Consider the following 19,505-nt stretch of genomic DNA (forward strand, 5'->3'; position numbering starts at 1 on the left):
CCCGAACACGGCTCCGACGGCAAGGCAACGGCAGGCAGGAGAAGGGCTAGCACGCCGCCAGGGCCTTTTCCTGCTTCACGCGCTCCTTGAGCGTGTTGGAAATGTCGGGGTAGCGCTTGCCGACCTCGCTGAAGGTGGCGCAGGCCACGTCGTGCTGCTTCAGGCCGACCAGCGACACGCCGAGCTTCAGCAGCATGTCGGGGGCCTTCTTGGCCTTGGGATAGTCCTTGCTGGCGGCGAGGAAGACCTCCGCGGCATCGCGGTATTTCTGCTGGCCAAGCAGCGATTCGCCCAGCCAATAGTGCGCATCCGCCGTTTTCGCGTCACGGGGAAAACGCGCGATGTGGTCGCGAAAGCCCTGTTCGGCGGTGCCGTAGTCGCCCGAAAGGATGAACTGGTAGGAGTTGCGGTAGAGCTCCTCGGGATCGTTCGTGGAAGGCAGCGCCGCAACCACCGTGCCGTCGGACTTGCCGCTCTTGGCCGGAGCGCCGGTGGCTGGAGCGACATCCTGCGCCGGTGCGGTCGCCTGCGTGCTGCCGCCGGCATCGACCACATTGCCGTTCTTGTCGACGGTGATGCTGCCGAAGGTCTTTTCGGGCGCTCCCGTTCCGGGGATCACCTTGCCCGGATCACCGTCAGAGGATTCGACGATGACGTCCTCGACGCTCTGGCCGCCGCCAGCCGACTGGCCGGCCGCTGCCCGATTGTCGGCCTTCGCAGGCGGTTGCGTGGCCGGCGCCTCGGCCACGCTGTCATCGCTGTCGACGGGCGCGGCCTGTGACTTCTTCTGCCCGGCCGGCTGCTGCGCACCCTGCGTACCGCCTTCGAGCTGCTGGAAGCGGAACTCGTTGTCTTCCTGCTGTTTGCGGATCTGCTCCTGCATTTGCAGGATCTGGAAGTTCAGTTCCTCGATCTTGCCGTTCATCTGGCGCAGTTGGTCCTCGAGCCCGGTGGCGCCTGTGCCAGTCGACTGCTGCGCGAACTGAACCTGGTCCGACTTCTTCTTTTCGCCGAAAACGCCAGGCAGCTCGATGCTGGGCAGATGGAACGAGAAGCCGCTGTCGGCTGGCTGTCCCGTGCCATCAGTCCCTAAGCCACCCGCCATCGCGGTGACGCCTGAAAGGAGCAGCAGCGCAAGCGTGCCGCTCAGAACTGATCTCAAATGCATATGCCTCTCGCCGTGTCGTTAGCTTGTTCGCGCCTTCCAATCGGTATGGGACCAGCCAAGCGCCCTCGGCTCATAGCAGGACGCGAGACTTCGGCCAAATTTTGTTTGAAGGGACCAAACATGAAAAAGGCGGCCTTTCAGCCGCCTTTCGCAAACCTGTGTTGCATTTTTGCCGTCGTGTTTTTCGCGCGTCGCTCGACGCGCGAAAAATGTCAGGAACCGGCGCCGCTGAGCGTGGTGACCGCGCGGCGGTTCTGCGACCAGCAGGAGATGTCGTCGCAAACCGCGACCGGCCGTTCCTTGCCGTAGGAAATGGTCTTCAGGCGGTTGGCGGAGACGCCCTTGGAGACCAGGAAGTCGCGCGTGGCGGCGGCGCGGCGGGCACCGAGCGCCAAATTGTATTCGCGCGTGCCGCGTTCGTCGGCATGGCCTTCAACGACGATCGCATACTGCTTGTACTGGTTCAGCCACTGCGCCTGGCGCGACAGCGTCGTCTGGGCGTCGGCGCGGATCGAGGAGGAGTCCGTGTCGAAGAAGATGCGGTCGCCGATATTGACGGTGAAGTCCTGCGCCGATCCGGGCGTTGCGGCACCGGCGCCGTTGAGGCCGAGATCGGCGGCGCTGTTGGGCGTCTTCTTCGAAGCGCAACCGGCAATGGCGAGCATCGCCACCAGCGCGATCATGACGGGATTTCTGGTAAGTGCTGCGATACGGCTCATGCCGCCTCTCCTTCGCATTCGAGTGATTTCGTTGATCACCCAGTAACCACGTTTGGGTTAACCGGCATTCAAGAAACACGGTTAAAATTTGGTTTAGGCTGCCGTCCGCAGCCATTGCGCCCAACGCTTGACCAAGGGCGACATTGAGCGCGGACCGTAGGCGGAAATGCGGCTAAAACGCGACCAATGCATGGAAAAGGGGCCGAAACCGGCCCCTTTTCAGCATGTGTGGCAATTTCAGCCGAGCCTATTCCAGCAGCGGCGACCAGGCCGGATCGGAGGCAAAGTTCGCGGTCGGGATCGACTGCTCGTTGCGGCCGGTGAGATCGACAGAAACCAGTTTCGGGCCGCCGGCGGAATCGCGGAAGAACATCAGCACGCGGCCGTTCGGCGCCCAGGTCGGTCCTTCCTGCTGGAAGCCGGATGACAGGATGCGCTCGCCCGAACCGTCGGTCTTCATAACGCCGATCTGGAATTCGCCGCCGGTCTGCTTGGTGAAGGCGATGAGATCGCCGCGCGGCGACCACACCGGCGTCGAATAGACCCCGTCGCCGAAGGAGATGCGGGTCTGGCCCGAACCGTCGGCGCCCATCACATAGATCTGCGCGCGTCCGCCGCGGTCGGAGGTGAACACCACCTTGCTGCCGTCGGGCGAATAGGAAGGCGAAGTGTCGATGGCGGTCGAGTTGGTGAGCCGGGTCGTCGAGCGGCTCCTGAGGTCCATGGCGAAGATGTTGGAATTGCCGTCGTCGCGCAGCAGGCTCATGATCACCTTCTGGCCATCCGGCGAAAAGCGCGGCGCAAACGTCATGCCCGGAAAATTGCCGACCAGTTCGCGCTGGCCGGTCTCGATCTGCAGGAGATACACCCGCGGCTGGCCGCTCTCATAGGACATGTAGGTGATTTCCTGCCGGTTCGGCGAGAAGCGCGGCGTCAAGACGATCGCCCTGCCGTCCGAGAGATAGCGCACATTGGCGCCGTCCTGGTCCATGATGGCGAGGCGCTTCTTGCGCGCATTCTTGGCGCCGGACTCGTCGATGAAAACGACGCGCGTGTCGAAATAGCCCTTCTCGCCGGTCAGCCGCTCGTAGATGGCGTCGGCGATGATGTGAGCGACGCGTCGTTGATTGGCGTCGTTGGCGAAGAATTGTTCGCCCGACATCTGCTGTCCAGCGAACGTGTCCCACAGCCGATACTGCGCGCGGATGCGCCCGTCGGCCTCCTTGCTGACGCTGCCGGTGACCAGAGCCTGGGCATTGATCACCTTCCAGTCGTCGAAGCGAGGCGCTGCGTCAGGATTGGCGATCTTCTCGATGAAGGCGCTTTTGTCGATCGGTGCGAACAGGCCCGAGCGCTTCAGGTCGGCGGTGACGATGCCGGAAATCTGCGCGCCAAGCCCATCGCCCGACTGGAAATCGGTGATGGCGATCGGCAGCGGCTCGACATTGCCCTTGTTGACGTTGATCTCGACGAGCGCCCACGCAGGCATGACGGCGCCGGCCATCGAGCCCAGCGCCATTGTCGCGACCATCAGGAGCGGCTTGAGGATGAATTTCATGTCTTCTCGCTTCTCTTCACTGATTCTGCAGGGCAGGCCTCAAAGGCCAAGCATTTCCCTCGGATCGAAAGTGACACGGACCTGGGCCCAGATGTCCTGTTTGCCCGCCGGAACCTGAAGGCCGGCCATGTTGCATTTCTGAACCGCACGCACGGCGCTTTCATCGAATTGGCGATTCCCGCTCGATTTCTCGACGGTGGGCCGGCCATCCAGCTTGCCCGAGGGGTCGAGGTTGAACATGACCACGGCGACGAAATTCTCCGAGCCCTCCAGCCCCGCCGGCAATGTCCAGCAACCGCCAAGCTGATCCGACAGGGCGCCCAGTTCTGATCTCGACAGCTTCTGGCCCTGGTCCTTCTCGCCGCCGAGCGAAGCCTGCTGTGTCGAACGCTTGGCGCCGCCGCCGGAGGGCTTCTGCTTGTCCAGCAGGGCCGAGATCTCGTCGGAATTGAACTGCTTGTCCTCCGATTTCGGCTTGGATGAAGCCTCCTTGACCGGTTTGTCGGCGTCCTTGCGCTCCGGCGCCTTGGCGCTTTCGGCCTGTGCCGGCTGCGGCTTCGGCCGCGCCTGAGGCGCGGGCGCGGAGTCCGGCAGTTGGGCATCGTCAGGCTGGTCCTTGGCGATCGCCTGGGCGACCGCGTCCGGCTTCACCTCGGGCGTCGGCTCGATGGCCGCGGTCTTGTCCTGTGGCGGTGCGGGCGTCGGCTCCTTGGCCGGCGCCGGCTTCGGCTCGGTCTGCTTGACCGGCTCGGGCTTGACCTCTTCTTTGGGCTGCGGCGCGGGAGCCACTTCCGTGGCCGGCGTCGGCTTGGGCTTTTCCTGCGGCTTCGGCACGTCCTCGGTCTTCGGCTTTTCGATCGGCGTTGGCGCCGGCGGCGGAGCCGACGTCATGTCGACCGGCTTCGGCTTGGCCTCGGGCGTTATCGGCTTGTCGGTATCGACGCTGTTCTCGCCGACCTTCTGCGCGTCCGGCACCACATCGGGACGCTGCGTGGGCAAGGGCGCCGGCTTTTCATGCACCACCGATTTCTTGTCGCCCTGCAGCACCTGGGCAGTGGCTTCGATCGGCACGATGTCGACAGCGACCGACTCGACGTCGGCCGACGGAAGCGCGGCCGGTGCCGACAGCGTGAACAGGCCGAAGCCAATCAGCGCCGCATGCATGATCACCGATGTGGTGAGGCCGGTCCTCATAGTGGGTCTATTGATCCTGTTCCTGCAGTGAAACCAGGCCGATATTCTTGTAGCCGGCGGCCGAAATGCGGGCCATCACCTTCATCGCCGTGCCATAGTCGGTGGACTTGTCGCCGCGGATGAAGATGCGCTCGTCATAGCCGGTCTTCGAGATCGCCTGCAGCTTCGCCACCAGTTCCTCGATCGGGATTTCGGTCTCCTGGAGATAGATCTGGCCGGCGGCATTGATCGAAACGGTGATCGGCTGCGTGTCGGCATTCATCGCCTTGGCCTGCGTATCCGGCAGATCGATCGGCACGCCGACCGTCAAAAGCGGCGCCGCGACCATGAAGATGATCAACAGCACCAGCATCACGTCGACCATCGGCGTGACGTTGATTTCGGCGATGAGGCCATGATGGCGGCCGCGCCGCCTATGGCCGCGTCCGCCGCGTCCAGCCATGCCTACGGACATTCCCATCGGCTTACTCCTCAGGCCTTCGGCGCTACTTTTTCATCGATTTGGCGCGAGAGTATGGCGGAGAACTCGTCGGAGAACCCTTCCATGCGCACCGCGATCTTGCTCGCATCCGATGACAGCTTGTTGTAGGCGATGACGGCCGGAATGGCGGCGAGCAGGCCGATGGCGGTCGCCAGCAGCGCCTCGGCGATGCCGGGCGCGACCACCGACAGGCTGGTGTTCTTGGAGCCGGCGATCGCCTGGAACGACGTCATGATGCCAATGACGGTGCCGAACAGGCCGATGAACGGGGCCGCCGAGCCCGTGGTTGCGAGGAAGCCGAGGCGGCCTTCGAGCTTCTCCATCTCGCGGGTCAGCGCCAGGTCCATCGCCTTATCGATGCGGGTTTGCAAGCCGAGCGGCGTCTTGGCGCCTTTTTCGAAACTCTTCTTCCACTCGCGCATGGCAGCAACGAAGATGGCGCCCATGCCCGATGTCTTGCGGTCGGCCAACGTGCGGTAAAGCTCCTCCAGCGACTGCCCCGACCAGAACACCTGCTCGAACCGGTTCAGCGCCAGCCGCATGCGGGCATAGGATACGAGCTTGTCGACGATAATCGCCCAGGTCCAGACCGAGGCGCAGAGCAGCCCGATCATGACCAGCTTGACCACCCAGCTGGCCTGCATGAACAGCGCCCAAATCGACAATTGCGCGCCCGGTTCGGCGAGTGCGATATTTTCCATCGTAACGTCCTTAAGATTTCCGAGCGAAGCTGGCGGCTGGCCCCTGGCATCCCTTGTGGTCGGTTCGCGCGAAGCTACCGGAACAACCCCAAAACGTGCCTTTCGCGGCCTTTTCGGGGCAAATGTTGGTGAAAGGAAGGCGCTGGATAGCGCCAATCTTCACCAATCTCTTCATGAACCGTTATGGTTAAGGATGGGTTAGTCCACCAGACGCGGCGCATTGCCGCGCTTCAAGCCGGCGCCGGCGATACCAACGACGTCGGCCTTTTAGCCCGCCTTGGGTATGAACGCTGCTATCCACTCCCTGGGGAAGCGGCGTGGCCGGCCATTCTCGCCTATGATCGCCGCCTCCACCCTGGCCTCGACCAGCACCTCGTCGCCGCGCTTGAGCTGCTGGGCCATGAAGATGCGCGCGCCGGAGATTTCCTCGGTCCGGGTGTCGATCGTCAGGATGTCGTCCATGCGGGCCGGGATGCGGAAGTCGATCTCCATGCGACGCACCACCCAGACTATTCTTTCGCCATGCTTGCCATCGGCAAGTTCGGTGTGGTGGACGCCGCTCAGCCTCAGATAGTCGGAGCGGCCGCGCTCGAGGAATTCGAGATAGCGGGCGTGGTAGACGACGCCGGAGAAATCGGTGTCGGCATAGTAGACCCGCGCCATCAGCCGATGGCCGAACGCCGTCAGCGCACCGGAAATCCCCGCCAGCAAGGTCGCGGATTCACCATGATCGTCCATTGCGCTTCCTTTTTCAGTCGCGGCAAGGCACCTGTGCCGCGCGTGACATGGCATCGGATGGCACTGTTGACGGCGATGATCAAGACCTTGGTGACGGCGCTGTTCGTGGTGATGGCTCTGTTCGTCGTGATGGCTCTGGCCGGGCCGAGCCAGGCCGCGACCTTCTCCATGAAGCGCGGGCTCAATCTCGACCAGTGGGTGACCTGGCCGGGCGAAGACCAATGGGGCAACGCCAAGGCCATCCTGCCCTACCCGGAATGGCGCAAATTTCTCAAGGACGACGATCTCGAGGCTTTGAAGCATGCAGGCTTCGATTTCCTGCGCATGCCGGTCGATCCTTCGCCCTTCCTTTCCGAAAATACGATGGCCTTGCGCGAGGATCTCTATGCCAGCGTGCTGGACTCTGTCCGCATGATCAACCGCGCCGGCCTGAAGGTTGTCGTCGACATGCATCTGATCCCCGCCGGCAGTGGGCGCAAGATCGGCATGGCCGAGGTGATGAACAACCCGGTGACATTCGATGCCTATGTCGAGGTGGTGCGCAAGATGGCGCACACGCTCGCCGGGGAAGATCCGGGGCAAGTGGCCTTCGAACCGATGAACGAACCGATCGTCGACTGCGACGCCGACGGCACCAGCCTGTGGCCGCAACGCCAGCAGAGGTTGTTCGCCGCGGCGCGTTCTTCGGCGACGAGATTGACGCTTGTGCTGACCGGGGCCTGCTATTCCGCGGCGTCGTCGCTGGAAAAGATCGATCCGATGGCGATCCCGGACGACAACGTCATCTGGACCTTCCATTCCTACGATCCGTTCCTGCTTACCCATCAGGGCGCGACCTGGGCCGGCGATTTCATTCCCTATGTGACCGGCCTGCCCTACCCGCCGACCGCGGTGCCGCGGGCTGAGCTCGACGTCACGCTCGACACCATCCGCGCCAGGATCAAGGCCGAGGCGCCTTGGGCGCGGCAGGACGGGCTGCTTGCCTATCTCGACGAGCAGGTAGCCAGCATGGACACCGACGCCAAGCTGCTTGGTCTCATGGACGCCCCATTCAAGGCCGTCGATGCCTGGGCGAAGGCCAACCGCATCAGGCCGGAAAACGTCACGCTGGGCGAGTTCGGCATGATCCGCCAGGAATACGGCAATCCCTATGTGATGCCGGCCGGCTATCGTGCCGCCTATGTCCGGGACATGATCGCGCGCGCCGAGGCGCATGGCTTCTCCTGGTCGGTCTGGAGTTACGGCGGCGCTTTCGGCATCGTCGATGCTTTCAACGGCGAAAAGGCCGAGCACGATGTGCTGGACGTGATCCGGTCGCTTCACTGAGCGCCGTTGCTCCACACCGCCGGGATCGATCAGCAAGATCTCCGGTCGCACGCCGCAAAGCGGTTGCGACGCTTGATCGCCGGCCCGAACGCCGCCGCCGGGGGCCGCTATTCTTCCTGGAACAAATTGATCTGCTGTTGCGCCAGGTCCTTCGGCGCGTCGAGGCCGAGATGGCGCCAGGCATTGGCCGTCAGCACACGGCCGCGCGGCGTGCGCTGGATGAAACCCTGCTGGATGAGATAGGGCTCGATGATGTCCTCGATGGCATCGCGCGGCTCGGACAGGCCGGCGGCGATCGTCTCGATGCCGACCGGCCCGCCGCCGAAATTGCGCGCGATCATCGAAAGATACCGGCGGTCGAGCGCATCGAGGCCGAGCGCGTCGACCTCCAGCCGGGTCAAGGCCTCGTCGGCGATCAAGCGGTTCACATGACCATCGCCGGCGACCGAAGCGAAATCGCGCACGCGCCGCAACAGCCGGCCGGCGATGCGCGGCGTGCCTCGCGCGCGCCGCGCGATCTCCAGCGCGCCGTCATCGCCGAGCGGCATTTGCAGGATGCGTGCGCCGCGCCGCACGATCTGCTCCAGTTCCTCGACCGTGTAGAAGTTGAGCCGCACCGGGATGCCGAAGCGGTCGCGCAGCGGATTGGTGAGCAGGCCGAGCCGCGTGGTGGCGGCGACCAGGGTGAAACGGGCAAGGTCGATCTTGACCGAGCGCGCCGCCGGCCCCTCGCCGATGATCAGGTCGAGCTGGAAATCCTCCATCGCCGGATAGAGGATCTCTTCCACCGCAGGATTCAGCCTGTGGATCTCGTCGATGAACAGGACGTCGCCTTCTTCGAGATTGGTCAAGAGTGCGGCGAGATCGCCGGCTTTGGCGATGACCGGTCCGGAGGTTGAGCGGAAGTTGACGCCGAGCTCGCGCGCCATGATCTGCGCCAGCGTCGTCTTGCCTAGACCTGGCGGCCCGACGAACAGCACATGGTCGAGCGCTTCCTTGCGGCCCTTAGCGGCCTCGATGAACACTTTGAGGTTGGCCCGCACCGCCGCCTGGCCGACGAAATCGTCAAGCGTCTGCGGCCGCAAACTCTGATCGGCATCCTCGCCGCGTTTTTCCGGAGCGATGAGACGGGGGGAAAGGCTCATGCCGCCTTCCTTGCATATGGCCGGGAACCGGACAAGCGTGCGCTCACCGCGCCAGTTCCTTGAGCCCGAAGCGAATCAGCTTCGACGCATCCGCCTCCTCGCCCGCCGTCTTCAGTGCCGCCGCCACCGCATTGGCGGCGGTGTCGCGGGAATAGCCGAGATTGACTAGGGCCGAGACCGCGTCTGTGATCGGCGCGGCTGCCACGCCTTCGCCGAGCTCCTGCTTCAAGCCGATCGTGCCCGACGCGGCACCGGCATAGGCCGGCGCCTTGTTTTTCAATTCGGTAACGATGCGCTCGGCCACCTTCTTGCCGACGCCCGGCGCCCGGGAAACCATGGCGATGTCGCGCAACGCGATCGCGTTGGCAAGGTCGGCCGGCGCCAGTGTCGACAGGATGGCCAGCGCCACCTTGGCGCCGACGCCCTGCACATTGCTCATCAACAGCCGGAACCATTCGCGCTCCAGCACCGACTGGAAGCCGTAGAGCCGGATCATGTCCTCGCGCACATAGGTCTCGATGAACAGCACCACCGCTTCGCCGGGCGAAGGCAGCGCGGCAAGCGTGCGCGCCGAGCAGTAGGCGACGTAGCCGACGCCATGCACGTCGACCAGGCAATGATCCTCGTCGATCTCGTCGAGCATACCCTTGAGCTTGCCGATCATGCCAAATCTTTCATGGAAGATAGGCCCTCATGGGTGCGTTTCAGGAGAAATGATGTCAAGGTCCGGGAAATAACTGCGATAACGCGCGGCGTCGCGCGTCAAAAGACGATGTCCGGCAACGGTCGCATGAGCGCCAATAAAGAAGTCCGGCAAGGTTCGTTCGCGGATTCCACCAGCACGGCGATAACGGGAATGCGTCACACCTGCAAGGAAGGCCGCATCCCAGGGCAGAAACTCGCGATCGATCTCGAGCATGTCGACCGCTTTTCGAAGCGCTGCCTCCGAGGCGATCAGCGGCGCCAGTTCAGACCAGATGATCGTATTGACCACCAAGTCGCCGTCGCGGCGGCATGAGGCGATTGCAGACGCCGACCATTTTGTCAGCGGTCCGGCCGGCCCCCAAACGTCGATCAGGACATTTGTGTCAATCAACGTCGAGATCTTCACGCGGCCCCCTCAGCCACTCCATATACTCGTCGGTCGTCATGCCACCCAGATCCAACGTCCCCTCCATCCGGTCAAGGACATTACTGAACCTGCGCAATTTCTCCTCCTCGGGGAGATTCTCGTTGACGGCCACAAGCCGAGCACCCTCATCGGTGGCCACGAATTCCACCTCGGAGCCCGGGCGGATACCCAGGTGATCCCTTATCTGTTTGGGGATCGTGACTTGGCCTTTGGTGGTGACGCGCATGGTAATACCCCAAAGTATTACCTACGACAGACAAGGGAACAAGTCAAGAACATCGTCAACCGGCAAGTGCCATCCGATAGGCGACGCTTTGCCGGTGATGCGCGTGGCAAATGGCTATGGCGAGCGCGTCGGCGGCATGTTCGGTGTCGAAGGTCGCTTTCGGCAGCAGCACCTTTACCATCATGTGGATCTGCTTCTTGTCGCCATGGCCGACGCCGATCACCGCCTTCTTGACGGCATTGGGTGCATATTCGGCAACGACCAGGCCGGCGCGTGCCGGCACCAGCATGGCGATGCCGCGCGCTTGGCCAAGCTTCAGCGTCGCCACCGCATCCTTGTTGACGAAGGTCTGTTCGACGGCCGCCTCATGCGGCATGGCCGTATGCAGGATTTCAGTCAACCCGTCATGCAGCTGGCACAGCCGCGTCGCCAGCGCCGCCTTGTCTTCGGAACGCACCGTGCCGGACGCGACGAAGCGCAGCGAATTGCCGAGGCTTTCGACAATACCCCAGCCGGTGCGCCTGAGCCCCGGATCGATACCGATGATGCGAATCGCGTCCCTCATTCGGTTACTCTATCTCCCGGAGACAGCGATGCCAGCGAAATGTGAACAAACCGGAAACAGTAACGCGCTGACCGGGAACGTTCCAGAATAGTTCAGTTTCGGGCGAAAGCCGTGTTGAGCAGGCTGATCTGGTCCGAGACCGGATTGGGCCGGCGGCTCATGGGCTGCATGTCGACCACCGCGCCGGCGCCGTAGATCTCCTCGTCCATGCGGCGCACCAGTGCCTGCAGGCGCAGCGACCGGTTGACGAGGTCGAGGAAATCCTTGGGCAGTTCGGCCCAGCCGGCCGCCTCGTCATGGGCGGAGGCGGTGTCGAGGCGCACCTTGGACTTTTCCGATGCGACCTGGTCGCGGGTCATCTCGCCGGAATTCGCGGCGCGCTGCAGAAGCAGCCACGAGGCGACCTGCATCAGCCTGGTGGTCAGCCGCATCGATTCGGCCGCATAGAGCGTGGCCGCCAGCCGCGACAGCTTCTTGGCCTCGGCCCGGCCCTTGCCGTCGAGATACTCCGCCGCCTGTTCGACTAGCCCCATGCCTTCCTGGTAGAGCGGTTTGAAGGAGTGCGAAAAGACCCGACGTTCCGCCAGCTTGACGGTTTTCGCGCTGCCCTTCGAAGGCTCGTTCATCGATACGCCCCTGCACTTGCAACCGGCCGATTCGGCTTACTGCCGATACACCCGGAACCCTACATAACTGAAGCTTGAAAATGCGCCTCGTCCGGGGTGAAGGCAAGCACATGTTTAACAGAAGGTTAACGTGATCCGGTGCGGACCGTGTCGCTGGAAAGCGGACAAAAAAAGAGCCGCGGATAAGGCGGCTCTCAGGAGTTTAACAGGGAGGCGTCAAACAAAGTGGCTCCAACCACTCGGTAAGAATCCAGATCACTGGATGCGCATAGTAAACGCCTGTAAAGCTTAATGAACCCTTAACGGCGCCGATGTTTTTTGAGCGAACCCCGCGCCACTGTGCCGTAACAGCACAGTTCCTGAAGGATGTGCCGAGCCTCGGCTCAGGCCGTTTTCCAAACCGCCGGCAAGGCAATGAAGGCAAACAGCAGCAAGGCCGCGTAGAAACCCATCGAAGACGCCGCCACCAGCGGTTCGATCGCGGCATTGCCGCCAAGCAGGAAGTAGAGCCCGATCAAAAGGCCGATGCCGCTGATTGCGGTCAGCCAGAAGTGAACGACGGCAACCGTCTTCTGTCCGACCGCCGGAAACAGGTGATAGAAGAAGGCGAAGACCGCCGACATCAGCCAGCCAGCGACCATCGTATGGGCGTGGGTCGGCATCTGGCCATGGTCCTGGCTGATCGCCATGTACAGGCCGAGCGCCATGCCGCACAGCGCATAGATAACGGCCAGCGTAAAGAAATTCCGTGCTACCCCTTGCATATCTTTCCCCCAAGTTGCCTTTCCCGTTTTCGGGAAAGGGTTGATCGTCAGGCGATTGCTCTCGCCACCGGGCTCCCGGCGCGGGCGCACTAGCATCGGCACTGTTTCTGGACGATGTCGCGCCCCCGGACGCCACTCATAATAGCAGAAAACCGGATGGCGCGCTCGCAATATCAGCGGCTCCTTACGTTAGCCGGCACTTGAAACAGAACTGGTTTTTTCACGACATCGTTCCGAAACAGGCGCGGCGATACACGCTTGGCCATCGAAGCGGCGGGCGGGCGACGGCTCGCTTCCTTCGCTACATCAGGCACCGGGGAGAAAGCCATGGATTGGTATTCCATCGTCAAATTGCTGCACATACTTTCGGTGACCCTGTGGGTCGGCGGCGGCTTCGCGCTGATGGTGCTGGCGACGCTTGCCGACCGCTCGGGAAACATCCAGGGAACGCTGCAGGCAATGCGGGCCACGGGCGAATTGGGAAACCGCTTCTTCGCGCCGATGTCGATACTGACACTGGCCTTCGGACTGATCATGTGCTGGTTCTGGGTCGGCTTCTCGCAACTGTGGATCCTGATCGGTCTTGCCGGCTACGCCACCACCTTTTCAATCGGCATGTTCGTCTTCAAGCCGAGCGCCGATCGCATGGGCGCGATGATCGCCAGGGATGGCGTGACGCCGGCCGCCCTAGCCTATGGCCAGCGCATCCTGCGGGCGGCGCGCTTCGACTATGCGGTGATGCTGGTCATCATCGCCGACATGGTGTTGAAGCCGACCATCCACGACTTCACGGTCCTTGCCGCCATGGTGCTTGTGTTGACGGCTGGCGCCACCCTGGCGCTCGGCCGACCAAGGCGCATGGTGCCGAGCGTTGCCTGAGGCACGCGAAAACGGTCGCGGCTACATCAGGCCGGCGATCCCGTCCCACAGAAGCTTCACCGCGACGACGGCCACCGTCGCATAGGTGAAGGGATAGAAGATCTCCGGACGCATGCGGCGCACCAGCCAGGCGCCGGCGATGGTCGATAGCGGCGCCAGCGGCATCAGCACCGCCGACGCGGTCAGATTGGTGCTGTCGAACTGGCCGAGCGCGAAATAGGGAACGAGCTTCAGCGCGTTGGTGGCGGCAAAGAAGATCGCCGCCGTGCCGGACAACACCTTCGGGTCGAGCCGGATCGGCAGCGCGTAAACCTGAAAGGGCGGGCCGCCGACATGGGCGACGAAGCTGGTGAAGCCGGCGACCGTGCCCCAGAGGGCCGCGGCGACGCGGTTGGGCTGCGCCGCATGGTCGGCGCCGTGGCGGTACTTCAGATAGAGCCAGCGCAGCACGAAAATGATGGCGACGGCGCCGACGATCAGCCGCACGGCCTCCTCGGTGACCAGTGCGGCCGTCAGCCAACCGAGACCGATACCGATCACCGCGCCGGGCATCATGTCGACCAGCATCTTCCTGTTATAGACGCCCCACCATGTCCATACCGAAACGATGTCCATCAGGCATAGGATGGGCAGCAGGATGGCCGCCGCTTGCACCGGCGGCATGGTCAGCGCCATCAGCGGCACGCCGACGAAACCGACCGCGCCGCCAAATCCGCCCTTGGACAGGCCGACCAGAATGACCGCCGGGACGGCGGCCGCATAGAACCACGGATCGGAAAGCAGGCCTGACATGGAGGAGGGACTGGTCTGGAGGGAAAGCGAGTCAACGCCTGAATAGCCCAGATTCCCGAGCGGAGCGACAGCAAATGTGGGCGTCGCCACAGCAAGGCCGGCCCATTCTGCTCTGCCTATCGCCGGGCCGAGACCAGCAGGAACATCGGCCGCTCGAGCTCTTCCGCCAGTTCGGGCTTGGCCGCGATCTGCGCGTCGGTCGGACGGAATTCCTCGACATGCTCGATGGTGAAGCCGCACCGGATCAGCGTGTTGAGCGTGGTGCCGATGGTGCGGTGATGTTTCACAACTCCCTTGGCCAGCCAGTCCGTCTTGCGCGGTCCTTCCACCAGATACCGGTCGACGGGCCATGTCTTGCGGCTTTCAGCATCGACAGACCAGCCGGGATGGGTCGGAGCCATATAGATCGGATGCTCCGTCGAGAAGACGAAATGCCCGCCGGGGACCAGGCACCGGTGCACGGTCTGGAACAGCCGCGCGGCATCGCTGACATAGTGCAGGGCAAGCGAGCTGTAGGCGAGATCGAAAGCCGTCGGCGGCAGGCTGAGTTCATCGAGATCGGCGCGTTCGTAGACGATGCCGGCGTCCGGGCCGGCGGCACGCGCCCGGGCGAGCATCTTTTCCGACAGGTCGAGACCCAGAACCTCCTTGGCCCCGTGTTCAAGAGCCCAGCGGCAGAACCAGCCGAAGCCGCAACCGAGATCGACGATTCGCAAGCCGCTGACGTCGGGAAGCATCGCGCGCAGCGCCGGCCATTCGGCGGCGCCCTCCAGCCCTTCGACGGACCGGCCGAGTTGGCTGTAGCCTGCGAAGAAGTCCGGCTGATCATAGACATTCTGCGCCATGTTCTTTCCTCGTTGTTCATGTGCCTGACTGGCGGAGCCGCCACGCATTTCCACCACCGCCAAGCAGAGTCAAGAAACGCGGACCGGTCATGCGCCGAGCGGTGGCGGCCGCCGCCGGATCGGCTGCGCCTTGATGATGGCGGTGCTGGTCTCGGCCTTGTCGGCGATCCGATCGAGGATGCCGTCGAGGTCGCCGATCGAACGCACGAACAGCCTGGCGACGAAGCAGTCGTCCCCCGTCACCTTGTCGCATTCGCCGAATTCGGCGATCTCCTCGATCAGCTTCTGGACGATGTGCAGCTTGCCCGGCAGCGGCTTGATGCGCACGATCGCCTGCAAGGTATAGCCGAGCGCCAGCGGGTCTATCTCGACGGTGAAAGCCCTGATCACGCCGCGCTCCTCGAGCCGCCGCAGCCGCTCCGAAACGCTCGGCGACGACAGGCCGACCTGGCCGGCCAGCTCCTTCAGCGAAGTCCGCGCATCCCTCACCAGGATTTCGAGGAGACGTCGGTCGAGATCGTCAAGCATTTCACATTCTCAGGATTTCTGGATTTTTGCCTACTTTTAAATAGGTGAAACAACCATGTCACCTTTCTCATTGGGTGGAAAGCCCAGGATCAGCATGAGATTATGCACAAGCAACGATCTGGAGATTTGTCGTGAGCGATACAGCACGTGGGACGATCGAAATGTCCGCCGCAATGGCGATTCTGGGAACGATCGGATGGTTCGTCGTCCTGTCCGGCCAGCCTATCATGGATGTGGTGTTCTGGCGCTGCGCTTTCGGCGCGGTGACGCTGCTCTTCATCTGCGCCGGCCTCGGCCTGTTGCGCAACAGGCTGTCGCTTCGCGTTTTCGCCATCGCGGCCCTCGGTGGCGCCGCTATCGTCGTCAACTGGCTGCTGCTGTTTAGTGCATTCTCGCGCGCGTCGATCTCGATCGCCACCGCTGTCTACAATACCCAGCCTTTCATGCTGGTCGGCTTCGGCGCGCTCTTCTTCGGCGAGCGGCTGACCCTGACGAAATCGACTTGGCTGGCAATCGCCTTCGCCGGCATGGTGCTGATCGTCGAGGCCGCCCCTGACGCCGGCGATATCGGCACCAACTATTTCGCCGGCATCGTCATGGCGCTGGCCGCTGCCTTCTTCTGGGCCGTCGCCGCCATCGTCACCAAGAAGCTCAAGGGCACGCCGCCGCATCTCATCGCGCTCGTCCAGGTCTGCGTCGGCGTGTTGATGCTGGCGCCCTTCGCCAATCTCTCGCATCTTCCGACCGACGCAAGGAGCTGGGCCATGCTGGCGACGCTCGGCATCGTCCACACCGGTCTGATGTACATCCTGATGTACGGCGCCATCCAGAAGCTGCCGACGCACCTGCAGGGGTCGCTGTCCTTCATCTACCCGATCGTTGCGATCCTGGTCGACGTCACGGCATTCGGCCATCGCCTGCATCTCAGCCAACTCGTCGGCGCCGCCGCCATCCTGATCGCGGCCGCCGGCATGAATCTCGGCTGGACATTGTGGAAGCCAAGGCCTGCCGCGGCAGGTGCGCAACCGATCGAGTAACGCCAATCGCCGGCGCTTCGGCGGTCAAAAATAGCGATCCCGCCTGCCCGCCTGTTCAAAGCGGGCACTTTGCTCTATGCCGCAATCCAACCATCTTCGCCCGGCATAGGCGAAACCCGGGATCGAAGACCATGAACGACGCAACGCCCCCCAATCGCTGCCGCATCGTGCTGATCGCGCCATCTGGCGTGCCGGCCGCCCGTATCGTCTCGGCCTTCGAGGGCGGCGACGTCGCCTCGCTCATCCTGCCGCAGAACGACATGGACGAAGCTTCCTTCCAGGCCTTCGCCGCCGAAATCGTACCGGCGGCACAGGCGGCCGGCATCGCGGTCGTCATTGCCGGCGATACGCGCATCGCCGGGCGTGTCCAGGCCGACGGCATTCATGTCGAGGTCTCCAAGGCCGAGCTCGCCGAGACGGTCGAGCATTTCCAGGCAAAAATGATGGTCGGCGCCGGCGGCGCCAAGACACGTGATGACGCGCTCGAACTCGGCGAAGTCAGGCCCGACTATATTTTCTTCGGCCGCTTCGGCTACGACAACAAGCCCGATCCGCATCCGCGCAACCTGGCGCTGGGACAATGGTGGGCGCAGATGATTCAGATCCCCTGCATTGTCATGGCCGGATCGGAGCTCGCTTCGATCGAAACCGTCGCAGATACGGGCGCCGAGTTCGTCGCCCTGTCGAGTGCGGTGTTCGCCGACGGCGTCGATCCCAAGGCGGCGATCGCGCGGGCCAATGCGCTGCTCGACGAAACCGCACCGCGTTTCGAGGACTGACGTGTCTTCGGCAAGGCTTCCCCTTCAGGCCCTGCTTGCTGCGGTCATGATCCAGGCCGCTGCCGCCGAAACGATTCCTTCGCCGCACCCTAAGCCGGATGCCGGCGTGCATACCGACAAGCCGATCGAAAAGCAGTTGCCGCAGCCCGCCACCACCGCCGAGCCAGCGCCATTGCCTTCGGCCGACGCGATCAATCCCGACCGCTTCGGCGCCAAGCCGGCGGATGCGGCCTACGGGGCTTTCCAGCGCGGACTCTACAAGACCGCCTACAACCTCGCGCTGGTGCGGGCGCAAAACGGCGACCCGGCGGCGCAGACGCTGGTGGCCGAGATCCTGTCGCGCGGACTGGGCGTGCCCCTCAATGCGGCCGAAGCGGCGAAATGGTACGCAGCCGCCGCCGAGCAAGGGGTGCCGGAATCGCAGTTCCAATATGCGCTGATGCTGCTCGACGGCCGCTACGTCAAAAAGGACGAAAAGGAAGCCTATGCGCTGATGCAGGCCGCCGCCGAAGCGGGCAACCGGCTGGCACAATTCAATTTCGCGCAGATGCTGGTCCAGCAGGACCCCGGCGACGCCGGCATCGCCAAGGCCGTGACCTATTACGAGCGCGCCGCGGCGACCGGCCTCGCCGACGCCCAGTATGCGATGTCACAGATCTATGCCAACGGCGTCGGCGGCAAATCGCGCGACGACGCCCAGGCCCGGCGCCTGCTGGCTCAGGCCGCGCGGCAAAACTATGACACCGCGCAACTCGACCTCGCCACCTGGATGATCGAGGGCCGCGGCGGCGGGCGTGATTTGAAATCCGCCTTCGGCTGGATGAAGCAGGCCGCCGAAGGCGGCAATGTCGCCGCCCAGAACCGCCTGGCGAAACTCTATATGCAAGGCATCGGCACCGAGCCGGACCTCGTGCTTGCCGGCGCCTGGTACATCGTCGCCCGCCGCGCCGGCCTCATCGACCCCGAGATGGACGATTTCCTGCAAGGATTGAGCGACGACCAGACCAAGCAAGCACTGCAGAAGGCAAACCGCCTGCCCTGACGCGATCAGCGGAAATCCAGCGGAAGTCATCGCGCGATGCTCGTCGAGGCAAGTGACCTCGATCTTTCCATGCAGATGGCTATCATGCGGTCGTCACAGATCCGTCGGCTGGCAAAAGTCTTCGATATCATTACCGAAGCGGTCGCCGCGGTTTCGATGAGAGCGGTTGAGGGTTTATATCGCGGCATCGCTTCTCCAAGGAGGCAATGAAATGGCTTCGCCCGACAAACGATGCACGCATGGCAGCTTCATCCTCGAGGTAACGCCAAGCGCCGAAGGTTGCGAGGAGTGCCTGAAAACGGGTTCCTGGTGGGTGCATCTGCGGCTGTGCCGCACCTGTGGCCATGTCGGCTGCTGCGACAGTTCTCCGAACCGTCACGCCACCGGCCACTACCGGGCGACCGGCCATCCGGTCATCGAGGCCTACGACCCGCCCGAGACCTGGGGCTGGTGCTATGTCGACGAGGTCATGCTCGATTTCTCGCAGGACAAGACACCGCAACGCGGCACCATTATGCGCTTCGATTGAGCCGCGACCACGGGACGCCCGATCAGCGCCAGCTTGCCTCTTCCGGCGATTTGTGGTCTTGGAGGCCCGAAATCGCTGTCTTGCGAACATCTCATTCCCGGATCACATCATCATGGCCAAGATCAACGGCAACGAAATCCGTCCCGGCTACGTCATCGAGCACGATGGCGGCCTGTGGGTGGCCGTCAAGACCAACACGGTCAAGCCGGGCAAGGGCGGCGCCTATAACCAGGTCGAATTGAAGAACCTCATCAACGGCACAAAGCTGAACGAGCGCTTCCGTTCGGCAGAGACGGTCGAGCAGATCCGGCTCGATCTCAAGGATTTTTCCTTCCTCTACGAGCAGGGCGATGCCCTGGTGTTCATGGACACCGAGAGCTACGAGCAGCTCGAGCTGGCGAAGGATTTCGTCGGCGACCGCGCCGCTTTCCTGCAGGACGGCATGATGGTGACGGTCCAGCTCTACGAGGAAAGGCCTATCGGCATTTCGCTCCCCGACCAGGTAACGCTGACCATCACCGAAGCGGACCCAGTGGTAAGGGGCCAGACGGCGGCCTCTTCCTACAAGCCGGCGGTGCTGGAAAACGGCATTCGCGTGCTGGTGCCGCCCTTCATCGGCGCGGGGGAACGCATCGTCGTCGACACCAATGAAATCACTTATATGCGCCGCGCCGACTGATGCATGTCGCCCAGAGGTGGCCCAGGTTTCGGGTCACCGACATGCATCAGGA

The 19,505-nt window shown here is 63.3% G+C and carries 25 protein-coding genes; 8 read left to right on the plus strand and 17 right to left on the minus strand.

Features of this window, described 5'->3' with window-relative positions; genetic code table 11:
• Positions 1-46: 46 nt before the first annotated feature.
• The 7 genes from ybgF to ybgC all read right to left on the minus strand — a co-directional run bounded on the left by ybgF (position 47) and on the right by ybgC (position 6,559).
• Positions 47-1,168 (minus strand): tol-pal system protein YbgF, encoded by a 1,122-nt coding sequence (gene ybgF / locus FJ979_RS03985; RefSeq protein WP_140580091.1) that lies wholly within the window; start codon positions 1,166-1,168, stop codon positions 47-49.
• A gap of 212 nt (positions 1,169-1,380) precedes the next feature.
• The gene (pal, locus tag FJ979_RS03990) at positions 1,381-1,887 is read right to left on the minus strand and encodes a peptidoglycan-associated lipoprotein Pal (RefSeq protein ID WP_140493251.1); all 507 of its coding nucleotides are present in this window, start codon (positions 1,885-1,887) and stop codon (positions 1,381-1,383) included.
• Between the two features lie 247 nt (positions 1,888-2,134).
• Positions 2,135-3,445, minus strand: a complete 1,311-nt coding sequence (gene tolB / locus FJ979_RS03995; protein WP_140493245.1) for a Tol-Pal system beta propeller repeat protein TolB — start codon at positions 3,443-3,445, stop codon at positions 2,135-2,137.
• A gap of 39 nt (positions 3,446-3,484) precedes the next feature.
• A complete protein-coding gene (locus tag FJ979_RS04000) occupies positions 3,485-4,639 on the minus strand; it encodes an energy transducer TonB (RefSeq protein ID WP_140493242.1) in 1,155 nt (384 codons plus the stop codon).
• Between the two features lie 7 nt (positions 4,640-4,646).
• Positions 4,647-5,099: a protein TolR gene (gene tolR, locus FJ979_RS04005; protein ID WP_140493239.1), complete on the minus strand. Its 453-nt coding sequence runs from the start codon at positions 5,097-5,099 to the stop codon at positions 4,647-4,649.
• Between the two features lie 11 nt (positions 5,100-5,110).
• On the minus strand, positions 5,111-5,821 hold the full coding sequence (gene tolQ, locus FJ979_RS04010; protein WP_140493236.1) for a protein TolQ: 711 nt from the start codon (positions 5,819-5,821) through the stop codon (positions 5,111-5,113).
• Positions 5,822-6,088: 267 nt separating this feature from the next.
• Positions 6,089-6,559, minus strand: coding sequence for a tol-pal system-associated acyl-CoA thioesterase (gene ybgC / locus FJ979_RS04015; RefSeq protein ID WP_140493226.1), 471 nt, complete (start codon positions 6,557-6,559; stop codon positions 6,089-6,091).
• 57 nt (positions 6,560-6,616) lie between these two features.
• Here ybgC and FJ979_RS04020 point away from each other — a divergent pair, with 57 nt between their 5' ends.
• Positions 6,617-7,885 (plus strand): cellulase family glycosylhydrolase, encoded by a 1,269-nt coding sequence (locus tag FJ979_RS04020; protein ID WP_140580092.1) that lies wholly within the window; start codon positions 6,617-6,619, stop codon positions 7,883-7,885.
• Between the two features lie 107 nt (positions 7,886-7,992).
• On the opposite strand, the gene ruvB is transcribed toward FJ979_RS04020, so the two are convergent.
• The 7 genes from ruvB to FJ979_RS04055 form a co-directional block, all read right to left on the minus strand.
• Positions 7,993-9,030, minus strand: coding sequence for a Holliday junction branch migration DNA helicase RuvB (gene ruvB / locus FJ979_RS04025; protein ID WP_140493220.1), 1,038 nt, complete (start codon positions 9,028-9,030; stop codon positions 7,993-7,995).
• A 43-nt stretch (positions 9,031-9,073) separates the two neighbouring features.
• Complete coding sequence (ruvA, locus tag FJ979_RS04030) at positions 9,074-9,694, minus strand: Holliday junction branch migration protein RuvA (protein WP_140566844.1); 621 nt, start codon at positions 9,692-9,694, stop codon at positions 9,074-9,076.
• A 27-nt stretch (positions 9,695-9,721) separates the two neighbouring features.
• Complete coding sequence (locus tag FJ979_RS04035; RefSeq protein ID WP_140493214.1) at positions 9,722-10,141, minus strand: type II toxin-antitoxin system VapC family toxin; 420 nt, start codon at positions 10,139-10,141, stop codon at positions 9,722-9,724.
• Complete coding sequence (locus FJ979_RS04040; protein WP_140493211.1) at positions 10,119-10,388, minus strand: AbrB/MazE/SpoVT family DNA-binding domain-containing protein; 270 nt, start codon at positions 10,386-10,388, stop codon at positions 10,119-10,121. Before FJ979_RS04040 ends, FJ979_RS04035 begins: the two co-directional genes overlap by 23 nt.
• A gap of 55 nt (positions 10,389-10,443) precedes the next feature.
• Positions 10,444-10,953, minus strand: coding sequence for a crossover junction endodeoxyribonuclease RuvC (gene ruvC / locus FJ979_RS04045; protein WP_140493208.1), 510 nt, complete (start codon positions 10,951-10,953; stop codon positions 10,444-10,446).
• A 92-nt stretch (positions 10,954-11,045) separates the two neighbouring features.
• Positions 11,046-11,579 carry a DUF1465 family protein gene (locus tag FJ979_RS04050; protein WP_140493205.1) on the minus strand — a complete coding sequence of 178 codons (534 nt, stop codon included), beginning with the start codon at positions 11,577-11,579 and terminating at the stop codon, positions 11,046-11,048.
• 383 nt (positions 11,580-11,962) lie between these two features.
• Positions 11,963-12,343, minus strand: coding sequence for a cbb3-type cytochrome c oxidase subunit I (locus FJ979_RS04055; protein ID WP_140550847.1), 381 nt, complete (start codon positions 12,341-12,343; stop codon positions 11,963-11,965).
• Between the two features lie 327 nt (positions 12,344-12,670).
• Between FJ979_RS04055 and FJ979_RS04060 the strand changes: the two genes are divergently transcribed.
• The gene (locus FJ979_RS04060) at positions 12,671-13,222 is read left to right on the plus strand and encodes a DUF2269 family protein (RefSeq protein ID WP_140580093.1); all 552 of its coding nucleotides are present in this window, start codon (positions 12,671-12,673) and stop codon (positions 13,220-13,222) included.
• Between the two features lie 21 nt (positions 13,223-13,243).
• Here the strand turns inward: FJ979_RS04060 and FJ979_RS04065 are convergent, their stop codons facing one another.
• The 3 genes from FJ979_RS04065 to FJ979_RS04075 all read right to left on the minus strand — a co-directional run bounded on the left by FJ979_RS04065 (position 13,244) and on the right by FJ979_RS04075 (position 15,387).
• Entirely contained in the window at positions 13,244-14,014 is a 771-nt protein-coding gene (locus tag FJ979_RS04065) for a sulfite exporter TauE/SafE family protein (protein WP_140493196.1), read from the minus strand.
• Between the two features lie 116 nt (positions 14,015-14,130).
• Positions 14,131-14,859 carry a class I SAM-dependent methyltransferase gene (locus tag FJ979_RS04070; RefSeq protein ID WP_140580094.1) on the minus strand — a complete coding sequence of 243 codons (729 nt, stop codon included), beginning with the start codon at positions 14,857-14,859 and terminating at the stop codon, positions 14,131-14,133.
• An 87-nt stretch (positions 14,860-14,946) separates the two neighbouring features.
• Positions 14,947-15,387, minus strand: a complete 441-nt coding sequence (locus tag FJ979_RS04075; RefSeq protein ID WP_140566836.1) for an Lrp/AsnC family transcriptional regulator — start codon at positions 15,385-15,387, stop codon at positions 14,947-14,949.
• Between the two features lie 131 nt (positions 15,388-15,518).
• On the opposite strand from FJ979_RS04075, the gene FJ979_RS04080 reads away from it, so the two are divergent.
• From FJ979_RS04080 to efp, 6 genes are all read left to right on the plus strand, one after another.
• The gene (locus FJ979_RS04080) at positions 15,519-16,424 is read left to right on the plus strand and encodes a DMT family transporter (RefSeq protein ID WP_140580095.1); all 906 of its coding nucleotides are present in this window, start codon (positions 15,519-15,521) and stop codon (positions 16,422-16,424) included.
• 131 nt (positions 16,425-16,555) lie between these two features.
• The gene (locus tag FJ979_RS04085; protein WP_140566831.1) at positions 16,556-17,203 is read left to right on the plus strand and encodes a thiamine phosphate synthase; all 648 of its coding nucleotides are present in this window, start codon (positions 16,556-16,558) and stop codon (positions 17,201-17,203) included.
• A 1-nt stretch (position 17,204) separates the two neighbouring features.
• The gene (locus FJ979_RS04090) at positions 17,205-18,245 is read left to right on the plus strand and encodes a tetratricopeptide repeat protein (protein WP_140517548.1); all 1,041 of its coding nucleotides are present in this window, start codon (positions 17,205-17,207) and stop codon (positions 18,243-18,245) included.
• A gap of 36 nt (positions 18,246-18,281) precedes the next feature.
• The gene (locus FJ979_RS32435) at positions 18,282-18,455 is read left to right on the plus strand and encodes a hypothetical protein (RefSeq protein ID WP_181165380.1); all 174 of its coding nucleotides are present in this window, start codon (positions 18,282-18,284) and stop codon (positions 18,453-18,455) included.
• A 1-nt stretch (position 18,456) separates the two neighbouring features.
• The gene (locus FJ979_RS04095; RefSeq protein WP_140493177.1) at positions 18,457-18,774 is read left to right on the plus strand and encodes a UBP-type zinc finger domain-containing protein; all 318 of its coding nucleotides are present in this window, start codon (positions 18,457-18,459) and stop codon (positions 18,772-18,774) included.
• A 112-nt stretch (positions 18,775-18,886) separates the two neighbouring features.
• A complete protein-coding gene (gene efp, locus FJ979_RS04100; RefSeq protein ID WP_140493174.1) occupies positions 18,887-19,453 on the plus strand; it encodes an elongation factor P in 567 nt (188 codons plus the stop codon).
• The last annotated feature ends 52 nt before the right edge of the window (positions 19,454-19,505 follow it).

The sequence above is a fragment of the Mesorhizobium sp. B1-1-6 genome, from assembly GCF_006443035.1.
Classification (GTDB): domain Bacteria; phylum Pseudomonadota; class Alphaproteobacteria; order Rhizobiales; family Rhizobiaceae; genus Mesorhizobium.